The sequence below is a fragment of the Defluviitalea phaphyphila genome, assembly GCF_001466305.1.
Classification (GTDB): Bacteria; Bacillota; Clostridia; order Lachnospirales; family Defluviitaleaceae; genus Defluviitalea_A; species Defluviitalea_A phaphyphila.
The window spans coordinates 1-13,552 of the sequence record NZ_JWID01000021.1 but is presented as its reverse complement, the minus strand read 5'-3'; the positions used below and the strand labels follow the sequence as shown (position 1 = coordinate 13,552).

The window sequence follows — 13,552 nt, the reverse complement described above, 5'->3', positions numbered from 1 at the left end:
AAAATTTTTTCTTTATTTGAATTACACCAAGATAATTGATTAATTAATAAATTTTTATAATTAATCGTTTCTTTTGTATCTGTAGAAAATACTTTAACATTAACTTTCGTAAGAAAAGTATTATGTATAGGTATCATATTATTTAAATTAATAGCACCTAAACGTCCACTATCTATTTTTAAAAAGTCATCTTGATTTTTCATTTTTAAGTGTTTAGGTTTTGGAGAAGTTAAAGGAGCATAATAATTCATGCTGTTTATTTTAAAAACCACACCAATAAATGGCCTTTTTGACTTTTCGTTTTTTATATAAGGTACATGAAAATCTATTTTTCGTAAAAATTCACAATATTTTTCATCTACAGTATAAAAAAATAAATTCATAATTTCACCTACATAAAAACGATTAAGCATTAATGCTTAATCGTTACTTTTTTAGCTCCCACTTAATGGTAGGGTTCACCGCTTTTTTAGCTCCCACTTAATGGTAGGGTTCACCGCTTTTTTAGCTCCCACTTAATGGTAGGGTTCACCGCTTTTGCATTGTTATTATATCAAATATTTATAAATATGTAAAGTATTATAATATAAAATCTTCTTATTTATTATCAAGTAGCAACTTTATTTTTTAAATTTCTTCTTTCTTTTTAATAATTATTTTTATTCACATTTCTTACTTTGTCTTATTTATCAGTTATTTTTTTTATTTATATTAGAAGGCATTATATTACTCCTTTCCATTTTTATCTTTATATTCTCTAACATATTTGTATAATGTAGTTTTACTAAGCCCTGTAGCTTCTTCAATATCTTTTATTGTAAATTCGTTAGAAAAATACATTTTTAATGCTCTTTCAATACTTTTTTTGTCTTTAGGTTTTCTACCTCCTCTACGACCTCTTTTCCTTGCTGCAGCTAAACCAGCTAATGTACGTTCAGATATAACATCTCGTTCCATTTGTATCATTGCACAAAATATATGGAATACAAATTTTCCAGAAGGTGTAGAAGTATCAAAATTTTCTGTTATACTTACAAAGTTGATCCCTCTTTTTTGAAAATCTTCTGCTAACGCAAGAAGTTGCTTTGTTGTTCTCCCTAATCTATCTAATTTCCAAATTACTAAAGTATCTCCTGCACGTAGTTTATTCAGTAATTCAGTTAATTGCTGTCTATTTTGTTTTGTTCCTGTTATTTTTTCTGTATATATTTCATCTACTCCATATTTTCTTAGAGCATCTATTTGTAAATCTAAGTTTTGGTCATCTTTGCTTACTCTTGCATAACCAAATTTCATTTGTAATTGCTCCTTTCATAGAAAGTATAATTTATAATTATTATACTTTCTATTATTTACAAAACAACAGGTATGTTTGTTATAATTTACAAGTTCGGCAAACGACCGTTTTTCGAACTTTTTTAAATTAATTAAATTTAGTATTTTTTTACCTTAAAAATAGTACTTTTATTAGTACTTTTTTCAAAGTAAATTTATTTAAAACTACATACGTTTTTCGAACTTATTTTTTTATGTATCTTTCACTAGGAAAAATTAATTCGTAACCATCATCTATCTTATTAATTGTAATTTTAATAGTATAACTTTCTCCATTATCTTTTGTAAACTTTAATGTTTCATGATCAATTACTTCATATTCCCATATTTTTTCTTTTCCAAGACTAGTAGTTTTGTATTTACCATCTGATGTAAATTCTATTACACTATCAAATCCTACCCATTCCCAAGTACCTACTAATACTTTTTCTGTTTCTTCTTTTTTTCTTTTTTCTTCTTCTTCTTTTTCCTTTTGAAGTCTTTCTTCTTCTTCGGCTATCATTTTATCTACTAATTCCTTATCCTTGTAATAAGTATATTTAAGATCACTTTTTTTACTTTCATAATATAAAACATTGCCATGTTCCTTATCTTCAATAATTGCAAATTCATAGGAACTGCCGTCAGGATCAATAAAAATAATTTTGTTATCTTCTAAGGCATATGAACATTCAATTCCTGATGTAATCCAACCAGAAGAAAATCTTCCATCTTCTTTGATTATAAGAGTATCAGGCTTTATACTATACCATGTTCCTATTATTTCTTTTTCTTTATTTTTACCACAACTAGTGAAAATTAAGGAAATAAAAGTACATAAAAATATGAAAATTGTAATTTTTATAAATTTTTTCATTATTTCACCTCATTTTTAAAATTGTAATTTAAAATTAACATATTTACCTGTATCATTAAGAATAACTGTTGCATTATAAGTTGTATTTTTTTTAGCTGAATACAATCCATTAATTTTGACTTTTCCTTCTTTAAGTAATTTTATTACTTGTTTTTTAGTGAGTGTTTTTTTCTTATCTTTAAAAAACTTATCTTCTTTCCAAATTGCAAATCCACAATTTTTATTACAACAAGAATATGATTTAGGTAATTCTACTACATCGTGACCACAACGTGGGCATTTTCCTAGAACTTCTTTATTTGTTTTAAAGATATTTTTTGTATTTAAGGTAGTATAATTGTCTTTAGAGTTTTCAACTAATTTTTTTACAAAGGTTTCTATTTCAGATATAAAAGTATTACTGCTATATTTACCTTTGCTAATTTCATTAAGTTTTTTTTCCCATTCGGCAGTCATTTCAGGCTCTTTTAGTTTATCTGGTAACAGGTCCATGAGAGTATATGCTTTCTGTGTAGCAATTAAATTTTTCCCTTGTCTTTTAATAAATCCAGTTTTAATTATTCGTTCTATAATACCAGCTCTTGTAGCTGGTGTACCTAATCCTGTATCTTTTATGACTTCTTTTAGTTTTTCATTTTTTATAAACTTACTTATGTTTTCCATTGCTGATAAAAGTGTTGCTTCTGTATAAGGTGGTAATGGTTTTGTCTTTTTTTCTTGTGATGTAACTATAACTTTATCAATCACTTGTCCTTCTTTTATGTTAGTAGGAATATTTTCATTATCAGGATTTTCTTTTTCTTCTTTTTTAGGTTTAGTTTTAATTATTTCCATAAGATGATTTTGAAACTCTTTAAAACCATTATCTATTACCATATTACCAGTTGCCGTAAATTCTACTCCTTCAATTTCTACTGTTAGTTTTGTATTAATATATTTCCTTGCAATATATGGAGCTGTCAATAATCTATAAATTATAAGGATTAATATATTTTTTTCTGCTGTAGGAAAAGTGTTAAGATCTGTTTTTAATATGTTTTTTGTGGGAATTATTGCATGATGATCACTTACTTTTTTATTATTTATAACTTTTTGAATTTCTAATTTTTTAATATCATAATTTTTTAATGTTTTAGTACTAAGCAAGTTTGAATTCAAAAGTCCTTTAATAAGTTCTATGGTAGAAGTTTGCATATCATCTGTTAAATATCTACTATCTGTACGAGGATAAGTGATTAATTTAGATTCATACAAGTTTTGTGCAACATCTAAGGTTTGTTGAGCTGAATATCCTAGTAATTTATTTGCTTCTCTTTGTAAAGCTGTAAGATCAAATAATGCTGATGAATTTTCTACTTTATTTTGTTTTTTTATCTTTGAAATTTTACCTTTTTTTTTGTTGCATTGTGCTATAATATTTTTCGCAGTATTTTTGTCATTAACTTTTGTATATGCCTTAAAATTTTTACAATCAGCAATTAAGACATAATATGGAACTGGTTTAAAATTTTCTATTTCACGCTGTCTTTTTACAATTAGATTTATTGTTGGAGATTGTACACGTCCTATATTTAATGTTTTATTATACATACAACTATAAAGTCTTGTAGCATTTATACCCACTAAATAATCTGCTTTCATTCTTGATAAAGCCGCTTGATAAAGATTTTCATATTCATTTCCTTCTTTTAAGTTTTTAAACCCATTTTTAATAGCTTCTTCTTCCATAGAACTTATCCATAATCTTTTAAATGGTTTTTTAGTACCTGTTTTATTATATACAAGTCTAAATATAAGTTCTCCTTCACGACCAGCATCTGTAGCACATATAAGTTCTTTTACTTTATTACTCCTTATGAGTTGTTCAAGTATTTTATATTGTTCTTTTGTTTTTTCTGAAACTACTGTTATCCATTTATCAGGTATAAATGGCAAAGTATCTAAACTCCATTTTTTTAAATTAGGGTTATAATGTTCTGGCATAGCATTTTCTATTAAATGTCCTATACACCAAGATACATAATAATCATTTCCAAAATAATAGCCTTTTTCTTTTTTATTTGCTCCTATTACTTTAGCAATTTCTCCAGCTACACTTGGTTTTTCTGCAATTACTAATTTCATATCATCACTCCTGATAACTACCATAAGAGCTGTTTTTTAATTCTTTAATAAATCTTTTTAATTCACTTAATGGCATATTAAGTTCTTTAAGTAATCCTTTGATTTCTAATCTTTCTATTTTCTCAATTTCTTTTGTAAGTTTTTTAATTTTTTGTTGTTCTTTTGCAATTTTTTCTTTAATTTTTTTAATCTTTTGCTTTTTTTCTTCTATTCTTTCTATCGCATCCATAATATTCCTCCTTTTATACTCATAAGTTGCTGATTTATTCAAAATAGCAACTTATGAGTTATTTTGATTGTTATATTTTGCAAATTGCTCCCTTTCAATATAAAATTCTGGATTTAGTTTTTTACCGTCTTTTTCAAATTCTAAATGTAAATGAGGACCAGTGCTTAATCCCGTACTCCCTACAGTTGCTATTACTTCACCTCTTCTTACTTGCTGACCATTAGTTACCTTAATTGTTTGACAATGAGCATATAATGTTTTTCTTTCACCAGAAGTTATAATTACATAATTACCATAACCATCATCATAACCTGTCGTTACTTCTCCACTCATAGTAGCACATATAGGAGTTCCACTTGGCATTGGTATATCAATCCCAGTATGGAATTCCTTTTCAAGATTTATAGGATGTACCCTGTATCCGTAACGACTTGATATTTCAACAACTTCACCAGGAAAAGGACATCCTAATTCGGTTCTAAGAGTTGTTCCACCTATATTGTTGTAGGCTTCATATCGTTGATAATCATCTTCTTCTGGAAACATTTCATCTTTATGTTTTTCGATATAACTTTCCCACGACATAGTATCAAGAGTTACTCTAAGGTGATATATATGTTCTGTCCATTCATTTTCTCCATCAGAATAGTTTCTTGTTTCTACCCATTCATAATATTGAATTTCATATAATTCTGAATGAATTTTTTTTATTTCTTTTTTAATCTTATTATTAAGTTTAAAATCATCATATTTTACACTTAAATAAGACATAATTGGTATAGGATCAGTTTTGGGTTCAGAAACATTAATATGAAACTTATCAATATATGACCATTTCGGATCGTTTGGTATATTTTGAATTTCTAAGAATAATTCTGTATCAAGTTCTGTAACATAAGCATAAGTATCACTTAATACATCATCATCAGATGAATATGTGAAACTTGAAAATACAGACGCTATTGCTGCAACTCCTGAAAATATTGTTATTAAAAACAATGCAACAATTAAAGCCATAGCAATTACTTTTAATACAATTGGGTTCATTAGTATTTTTGCCGTTAATCTTATTCCCCTATATGTATATTTAATAGTTTTCTTTGATATTTTTTTTAATTTTTTTATAGTTTTTTTTGTTGTTTTTATAGTTTTCTTTGTAACTCTGCTTGTTGTTTTAAGTGTTCTATGAGTCTTAATTATAGTATCTTTTGTTTTGCGTACTGCTTCTATTCCAAGATCATCTGAACCATAAAATTCTTCTATTTCTCGTTTTGCAGTTGAAATAACTGATCTACTTGCTGTTTTACTTATTTCTTTTATTTTTTTCGCACCATGTTTTAAAGCTAAGAGTCTAGCTTCTTTAGCAGTTAAAACTCCTCTTTTTGTGTCTTTATATAGTTTTGAAACAAATCTAGCACCTTTAAATGGAGCAGCTACTGCTTTACCTATATTTCTTGTATAACGTGGAGCTTTTACACTATATCTAACACCATATCTAATCGTATGAATTTTTACACGATCACCCAATGTTTCATCTTTATTTTGTGCAACTTGTGTAACCAAATTTTCTATATTTCTACTTAATTTTTCTTTCTTACTTTTTTGATTTCTTTTTGTTTTCTTTTTTGGTTTTCCCTTATTTTCTTTTTCTGCTGATACTACCGAACTTCTTTGGTCTGTTGTAACAGTTGCAATATCATCATTTTTATTATTGTTAAATCCGTATTTTGATTTTGTCATTTTTGCTTTTGCAGCTTTTGCTTTAGCCATAGCTTTTTCAGTTTCTGTTATAGCAACTTCTTTGATAGGTTCTCCTTTAGAGTCAACAACTTTATATTCTTTTATAAGACGTCCTTTTACATTACTTTCTAAAGAATCTTTTACAAACTCACGTCCTATTCCTTTAGTATCATCTTTTATAATTTTATCTGTTGTTGTAACATATGTTGCTGGGGCTGCCGCTCCAGTAAGTGATACAGCCGCCGGAACTGTATCTTTATTTTCTTCAATAGACATAATTTTACTTCTTTTCTTTTGTCTTTTGTGCTGTTATTTCCTCAAGTTTAGTTGTCATCATAGAGTATAATTCTGTATCTTGAGGAAACTTATCTATAAATGGAATAATTGAATTTCCGGCGAATAACAACCCTTGACCAGCTTGAGCATTTGTAACATAGTTTAATTGTTGATTACTTATGTTTAACAATGCGGCAAGCTCTACCCTATCACTTGCTGCTTGATTTAACATCATAATAAAATCCGTATTTGATAACATACGTCTTGCAAGATCTGAAATAAGTAAATCCTCAACATTTTGTGTTATTCCTGTTGGAATTGCCCCCCATTTTCTTGCCCTTTTATAAAGTTCAAATAAATAGTTTGCTGAATATTCATTTTGGAAAAGCAAATAAATTTCATCAATATAAAGCCAAGTTCTTTTACCTAATGCACGGTTTTGTGTTATTCTATTCCATATTTGGTCCAGTACAATTAACATACCCATAGTTTTTAATTGTTTCCCAAGATCTCTAATATCAAATACAATAAATCTATTACGTGTATCTATATTTGTTGGATGAGCAAATACTGATAAACTCCCTTCTATATATAGTTCCAAAGATAGGGCAATACTTGTTGCTTCTCGTTCTGGTTGACTTTTTAATACTTCATAAAAATCTTTAAGCGTTGGAATAGGATTTTTATTTGGATTAGCAAAATATGCTTGATATGTCATCTTACATGCTCTATCTATAACTGTTTTTTGTGCTGCAGTTAAACCATTTTTACCCCCTACAAGCAATTCACATAAAGATAATACAAATTCTGATTTTAATAATAATGGGTTGTCATCATCTGCATAATCCATTGTAATATCAAGCGGATTAATATGAGCTTTACTACCAGCTGATATGTGAATAACTTCTCCACCAAATCCATGAGCTAATGGAGCATATTCTCGTTCAGGATCAATAATTAATACTTCATCATCTGTATTAAGTAGTGCATTAACCATTTCACGTTTTGCACTAAATGATTTTCCACTTCCCGGCGTTCCAAGTATAAATCCGTTTGGATTTTTTAGAGTTTTACGATTAAAGAAAATCAAATTTCGTGATAATGCATTTAATCCATAATACATTCCACTTTCTTGGAATAATTCTTGAGTTGTAAAAGGTACAAATATAGCTGTACTTGCTGTTGTTAGTGTCCTTTTAATCTCTACATGATTTTTCCCTACAGGTATAGTGCTGTTCATTCCTTCTTCTTGTAAATAATCAAGATAACCCATTTTACAATTATTTTTACGTGCTGCTGCCATTATTTTATATACATTATCATTAAGTTCTTCTATAGTTTTTGCTGATGTATGTACTAATACTGTAACTTTAAACATTCTCTGATTCTTGTTTTGCATATCATCTAAAAGTTCTTCTGCTTCATTTAGAGAATATTTAAGTTCATAAGGTATCATATCAACATCATATCCTGCTTTTAAAGCTTTTTTCTGCTCATCTATTTTTTGTTGTTCCATAAAAGCAATTTTTCTCTTTACAAGTGCAAAAGCTTCTTCTTGATCCACACTATTAATGTGTAATGTTATGGTCATATTACATGGAATATCTGAAAGTTCAGTTATTAATTTATCTGATAAATCTGGTGGTAAATCTTTTAAATATAATGTTTGACCGTAATAATCACCAAATTCATAATAATTTTTATGCTGAAAATTAAAGCTATCAGGAGCAATATAATCTTTTGTTGTTAAATTACTATATAAAAGATACTCATAATCAAATACATATTTATCATCAGGATTAAAAAATTTATGCAAAAACTCTAATCTTTCTGCTCCTGATAAAATTTTAGTATCACAACCTAGGGATTTAAAATTCGTTATTATATCTGTTTCAAGTCTAGAAAGCACTGGTATTGCTGATTGATAATCATCTGCTTTTATCGCAAAAGTAAGATATTTTTCCCTCACAATTGAATTTTGTCCTTGCAATGCTTTTTCAGAAAGCATTGCATTATATTCTTTGCGATATTTATCAAGTTCATCTTCTCTCATAGGAATTAACATTTGTGCTTTAAAATCTTCTGTGTTTATATGTTTATTATGAATTGTAATTTGAAGATTGATTGATGGATCGAAATAATTTAAAAATTCGCAATAACGACTAAATATTTCTACCTGTTCTTCACGTCTTGCTATTTGATAATTTATATCTGAAAACTTTATTGTTTTTGAAAATAAGCCATTTTCTATTTCACAAATACCATCTTCATACATTCTCTTGTACTTTATCGTTTGTTGAGCCGTGCGTGGTGCTGCTTCTTTCTTCTGTTGCTTTATAAATTTCTTGTTTCTTTTTTCTATATTCTTGTCTAGCTGCTTTAATTTCTTTGATTGCTTCCTTGCTCTTTCTCTTTCTGCCTTTCTTTGTGACTTTAAAACCTTCAACTTCTCTTCGTTTTTTGTTTGTTTTTTTGGTTTTAATTTTTGTTTTAGTACCTGCAGCAACCCTATCACTCCTTTCTTCTTCTATTAGAAGATTTGTTCTATAAGTTCTGCGATTATTCCTTAAAGAATGTTTTAAAATAATAGATGCATATTTTTCAAATGTGAAGTTATTCTTCTTAACAAAACCAGTAGCAAAAATCGGTATAACTTCAAGTATTACTATATAACTTGCAATATCAGAACCTAAAGATTTATTAGCAAAATAATATGTCCCTACCCCTGTAACAATTGCTAGAGAAAAGCATGCAAGCTGTCTTATTGAAAGACCAAATAAAATTTTTTCTTTATATTCGGTTATTTCTTTAGGTATTCTTACTTCTATAGACATGGTTTTTCATTCCTTTACTTTTACATTGCATTACATATTGATTTAGCCCATTTACCAGTAGAAAATATAGCCATTAAAAGAACAAATGAATATCCTGTAGCTGATAAAAGTGAATTTGAAAAATCATTAGGATCACTTATATCTCCCATAACTGCATTGCCAAAAATTAACGGAAATATTGTTACTACAACATAAATTAAAACCCCTTGTAAGCATACCGCTGCAAATGACTTTAAAAAGTTTTTAGCAATGCTAGACATTTCTGTATTAGGAAAAGTTGCTATTGGTATAGGCGATATAGCCATCATTACATATAGTTCAATCATACGTCCTACGACCATTGCAATTACAATCACACTTATAAATTTTACAATTAGAAATATAATTGTTATTTCAATTGAAGTCATTAATTTTACGGAAAATTTCATATCATCAACAATTGCTCTGATTGCTTCTAAATCTGCTGCTGTAACAGGATTACCTCCGTTCATTGTATCTTTTATATTGTTTATTATTTGTTCTGAGATCCCAGACATAGCATTAAGGATAAGTTCTGTGCTATCTACAACAGTTTTGCATATTACAAGTTTAAACATAACCTTAAAGGGTATTTCTACTCCCATAGTGCCATGCTGTCCTTCAGTTCTAATTGTAATATTATAAAGTTCAAGAACAAATAATAATCCAAGTAAAACATATGCTACGGGCATAGCAGCATCTTGCATAATTGTTTTTACTCCTGAATATATTGAAGAATTAAAGTCCTCTGGCGTTAAAATTAATTTCCCATGATTACTTGTTAAAACTGTATTAAATATATCTTCAATTCTGTTTACTATAAAATCTTCCATGTTATTCCCCCTTTAAAGTTAAAATACTGTATATTTCTCTTGTGGAGATATACAGTATTTTAACTTTTTAGCATGGCATTATAACTTAAGAAATGGTGATATCATTGCATAGTACTGCTTTAACATTAACATAGCATTACCTTCTGTTCCTTCACTTGTAATATTATTAAATAAAGCTGCTGCTGCTATAATTAAGCCACCACCTACTATTTGCCAAACTCCTGACTGTAAAGCTGGTCCATTTTTATCTTTTAAACCTCCAGCTAGTACAATAACACCCCATACAAGCCATAAACCACCACCTGTAATTGCAAATTTTGAAACAAGATCTAATACCTCATTTAATAAATCCATTTTTCATTCCCTCTCTTTTCTTTTATTATTTTTTTATAATTCTTTTAACTGCTCAAATAGCAGTTTTTAAGTTAAAATTAACTTAAATTAAAGTATTAAGTTCTGATAAATCTACTTCTTCAACTTCATCTACATTGTTAAGAAAATTTTCTGCTTCAATTTTTTCTTTCTTTGATATATCGTAAGTATTTGTTTTATCATAATCTGATAGAAATTTGTAACGACTATGCTTTGTAATATCAAACTTTCTACTTTTAAATGGTTTTTCTCCTCGTATTGATAGAATACATTCTGTCCCTTCTAGTCTTCCTACTTCATCAGGTGTAATTAAATCTCTACCTAAAATTTGATAATTCAAGCTATATGAACCACTTTGCCCTTTCGTTTCATTTACATTCATGTTATCTATTGTTGTCTTTCCTATCATTTTACTGATATATTCTAATGTGCTTTGTTCTTTACCACCTAAAAATAGTAAAGTATCACAGTTCCCTGTTATCGTTTCCCAATGATCTTTATATAATCCTTTTAATTGTGCTATGTTTTGAAGTATTACATTAACACTGATTTCACGACTTCTCATTGTTGCTATGTATATTTCAAAATTTGGTATCTGTCCTATGTTTGCAAATTCATCAAGTAAAAATCTAACATGAAATGGTAATCTACCATTATACTCATTATCAGCTTTGTAAAAAAGTATATCGAATAATTGTTGATACATAATTGCTGCCATAAAGTTAAATGTTTTATCTGTATCAGGTAAAATTACAAATAATGCTGTTTTTTCACTCCCTATCATATCAAGTTCTATAGTGTCTTCTGACACTAATTCTTGTAATGATTGAATGTAAAATGGAGATAGCCTTACACCTAATGATACAAGTATACTTTTTGCTGTTTTCCCTGCTGCTAACTTGAAAAGATCATATTGTTTAACTGCAAAATGATCAGGATTTTCTTCTTTAAGATCTTCAAACATGATATCTAGAGGACTTTTAAAATCTTCATCATCTTCTCTTACTTCTGCTAATCTTATCATTTCCATAACTGTTCCTATATTTCTTTCTTCTGGAGAAGCTTCGTAAAAAACATATCCAAATAATGCTTGAAGTAATGCTGTTTCTGCTTTTTCCCAAAAATCTCCTGCATTCTTACTCTGTGGTGAATTAGTATTTGTTATCAAGTTAGTTATTAATTTTAATATATCTTTCTCTTCTTTTATGTAATTAAAAGGATTGTATTTATCGCTATATTGCATGTTTATAAGATCAAAAACTTTTACTTTATAGCCGTTTTCAACTAGCATTTTCCCACATTCTTTTAAAAGTGAGCCTTTTGGGTCTGTTATTACATAACTTGAATGCATTTGCATTATGTTAGGTTTAACATAAAAACGAGTCTTTCCTGAACCTGACCCACCAACTACCAAAACGTTGTTATTTCTAAAAGTTTGTCTTGTGTCTAATGTCATTCGTTCTGTTTGTGTAAAAATAATGTTTTTATAAAAGTTCTTTTTGTCTATATACTTTTTGATATCTTTTTTAGTTCCCCATTCTGCCGAACCATGTTCAATCCCATGCATATATTTTTTTGCACCAACAACGTTATAAAAATAAATAAGCCAAATTACTGCAAATCCTATTAAAGCAAATATAAGACTGCTTTTATCTACATTGATATAAAAAATATTTTTTTTAATTGACGGTATTATTTCATTCATTGTTGTACTTATTTTTTCAAGTATATTTCCTTCCAATTTTTGGTAGATATCTGCCACACGATTAAATAAAAATGCTGCTACAATCGATAATATTAATGAAAAGTACATATAACTCTTTTTTTTCTTCATCTTGCATCTCGCCCTCTTTCCCTTTCAATTTGTTTCTCTTGTTGTTTCTCTTGTTGTTTATTTCTATTTTCGTTTATTTTTCTAATAGCTGCTGTCATTCTTTCCTTAATAGAGGGCTTTTTTGTTACATCTCTTTGGAAATTCCTTGCTATATAGTTTTCTAGTGCATTTTTTATTTGATTTATATTTGAACCTTTAAAATAAATTTCATAGTTATCATTCTTTAAGTTTTTCATAACTGCATACTCTATTCCGTATTTCTTAAATTCTTTTTGTAAACCTTTTAAATCTTCTTTTGCTACGGTTATATTATCAAGTTTTTTTTCTTTTTGATTGAGTTCTTTTATACTCTTTTTACCACCTTTTATCCTATGTCTTCTATATTGTTCTTCTAAATCACTTAAATAACTATATATTAATGAATCTATTACTTGTGCAGTTATAATAGCTCCTTTATAACTAAGTTTAACTGCTTTTTTCGTTATCTCATCGCTTAACAGAACCTCACCCCCCATTTCTATTTTGTTTTGTGAAAATGGATAATGATATTAAAAAACATAATGTTTTTAAATTTTGAATTAATAAACTGCATTTTTCGAACCAATTATACATAAATAATTTCCAAGTGTCAATATATTTTGTAAAAATTTTATTTATTTTTTATAATTTTTTAATTAAAGCATTTATTTCTGAGCAAGTTATAAAATTTAATTTATTATTTTAAAACACTAATAAAACTTTTATTATTAAATAAAGCATTTTATTACATCTTTAAATATAAATTTCCTCTTATATTTCTAACACAAAAATTTAGACATAAAAATTTGGAGGCAACTTTGAAAAGTTCCCTCCATCTCCTACTAATATTACACTATTAATTACCATATCTCTAAATATTTCATACTATTTTCCAAATTCTATTCATAGAAATTATAATACTATATTTTTAATATCTTCTTGTTAATTAGTCAAAAAATATCTTTTACTTAAAGTTTTAATTAATTGATTAGACTTTAACTTCTAAAAAATCGCAACCTGTTATCCTATTCTTTTTTAATGCCTTTACAACTTTTTCAGACATAAATATAGGTAGAGTTTCAT

General features: G+C 27.7%; 12 protein-coding genes. All 12 read right to left on the bottom strand.

Annotated elements, in window-relative coordinates; translation table 11 throughout:
* Nucleotides 1-383, bottom strand: a 383-nt coding sequence (locus tag OM90_RS13220) for a type III toxin-antitoxin system ToxN/AbiQ family toxin (RefSeq protein WP_242860892.1), incomplete at its 3' end; no start/stop codon positions are given.
* A gap of 343 nt (nt 384-726) precedes the next feature.
* Nucleotides 727-1,296, bottom strand: coding sequence for a recombinase family protein (locus OM90_RS10455; protein ID WP_058486837.1), 570 nt, complete (start codon nt 1,294-1,296; stop codon nt 727-729).
* Nucleotides 1,297-1,519: 223 nt separating this feature from the next.
* Nucleotides 1,520-2,191 (bottom strand): hypothetical protein, encoded by a 672-nt coding sequence (locus OM90_RS10450; protein ID WP_058486836.1) that lies wholly within the window; start codon nt 2,189-2,191, stop codon nt 1,520-1,522.
* 15 nt (nt 2,192-2,206) lie between these two features.
* Nucleotides 2,207-4,315, bottom strand: coding sequence for a DNA topoisomerase 3 (locus tag OM90_RS10445; RefSeq protein WP_058486835.1), 2,109 nt, complete (start codon nt 4,313-4,315; stop codon nt 2,207-2,209).
* Between the two features lie 4 nt (nt 4,316-4,319).
* The gene (locus tag OM90_RS10440; protein ID WP_058486834.1) at nt 4,320-4,544 is read right to left on the bottom strand and encodes a DUF4315 family protein; all 225 of its coding nucleotides are present in this window, start codon (nt 4,542-4,544) and stop codon (nt 4,320-4,322) included.
* A 51-nt stretch (nt 4,545-4,595) separates the two neighbouring features.
* Nucleotides 4,596-6,560, bottom strand: a complete 1,965-nt coding sequence (locus OM90_RS10435; RefSeq protein ID WP_058486833.1) for a M23 family metallopeptidase — start codon at nt 6,558-6,560, stop codon at nt 4,596-4,598.
* 4 nt (nt 6,561-6,564) lie between these two features.
* Entirely contained in the window at nt 6,565-8,835 is a 2,271-nt protein-coding gene (locus tag OM90_RS10430) for a VirB4-like conjugal transfer ATPase, CD1110 family (protein ID WP_084758038.1), read from the bottom strand.
* Nucleotides 8,828-9,394 carry a PrgI family protein gene (locus OM90_RS13215; RefSeq protein ID WP_084758037.1) on the bottom strand — a complete coding sequence of 189 codons (567 nt, stop codon included), beginning with the start codon at nt 9,392-9,394 and terminating at the stop codon, nt 8,828-8,830. The genes OM90_RS10430 and OM90_RS13215 overlap by 8 nt, the downstream gene beginning before the upstream one ends.
* Nucleotides 9,395-9,414: 20 nt before the next feature.
* The gene (locus OM90_RS10425; protein ID WP_058486832.1) at nt 9,415-10,245 is read right to left on the bottom strand and encodes a VirB6/TrbL-like conjugal transfer protein, CD1112 family; all 831 of its coding nucleotides are present in this window, start codon (nt 10,243-10,245) and stop codon (nt 9,415-9,417) included.
* Nucleotides 10,246-10,323: 78 nt separating this feature from the next.
* The gene (locus OM90_RS10420; protein WP_058486831.1) at nt 10,324-10,599 is read right to left on the bottom strand and encodes a hypothetical protein; all 276 of its coding nucleotides are present in this window, start codon (nt 10,597-10,599) and stop codon (nt 10,324-10,326) included.
* Between the two features lie 82 nt (nt 10,600-10,681).
* Nucleotides 10,682-12,451: a VirD4-like conjugal transfer protein, CD1115 family gene (locus OM90_RS10415; RefSeq protein WP_058486830.1), complete on the bottom strand. Its 1,770-nt coding sequence runs from the start codon at nt 12,449-12,451 to the stop codon at nt 10,682-10,684.
* Nucleotides 12,448-12,966: a PcfB family protein gene (locus OM90_RS10410; protein WP_058486829.1), complete on the bottom strand. Its 519-nt coding sequence runs from the start codon at nt 12,964-12,966 to the stop codon at nt 12,448-12,450. The genes OM90_RS10415 and OM90_RS10410 overlap by 4 nt, the downstream gene beginning before the upstream one ends.
* Nucleotides 12,967-13,552 lie beyond the last annotated feature (586 nt).

What these genes read in the sequence shown, in the direction of transcription:
- OM90_RS10410 (WP_058486829.1), bottom strand. Translation starts at nt 12,966, where the DNA reads ATGGGGGGTGAGGTTCTGTTAAGCGATGAGATAACGAAAAAAGCAGTT.
- OM90_RS10420 (WP_058486831.1), bottom strand. Translation starts at nt 10,599, where the DNA reads ATGGATTTATTAAATGAGGTATTAGATCTTGTTTCAAAATTTGCAATT.
- OM90_RS10455 (WP_058486837.1), bottom strand. Translation starts at nt 1,296, where the DNA reads ATGAAATTTGGTTATGCAAGAGTAAGCAAAGATGACCAAAACTTAGAT.
- OM90_RS10435 (WP_058486833.1), bottom strand. Translation starts at nt 6,560, where the DNA reads ATGTCTATTGAAGAAAATAAAGATACAGTTCCGGCGGCTGTATCACTT.
- OM90_RS10445 (WP_058486835.1), bottom strand. Translation starts at nt 4,315, where the DNA reads ATGAAATTAGTAATTGCAGAAAAACCAAGTGTAGCTGGAGAAATTGCT.
- OM90_RS10440 (WP_058486834.1), bottom strand. Translation starts at nt 4,544, where the DNA reads ATGGATGCGATAGAAAGAATAGAAGAAAAAAAGCAAAAGATTAAAAAA.
- OM90_RS13215 (WP_084758037.1), bottom strand. Translation starts at nt 9,394, where the DNA reads ATGTCTATAGAAGTAAGAATACCTAAAGAAATAACCGAATATAAAGAA.
- OM90_RS10430 (WP_084758038.1), bottom strand. Translation starts at nt 8,835, where the DNA reads ATGTATGAAGATGGTATTTGTGAAATAGAAAATGGCTTATTTTCAAAA.
- OM90_RS10415 (WP_058486830.1), bottom strand. Translation starts at nt 12,451, where the DNA reads ATGAAGAAAAAAAAGAGTTATATGTACTTTTCATTAATATTATCGATT.
- OM90_RS10450 (WP_058486836.1), bottom strand. Translation starts at nt 2,191, where the DNA reads ATGAAAAAATTTATAAAAATTACAATTTTCATATTTTTATGTACTTTT.
- OM90_RS10425 (WP_058486832.1), bottom strand. Translation starts at nt 10,245, where the DNA reads ATGGAAGATTTTATAGTAAACAGAATTGAAGATATATTTAATACAGTT.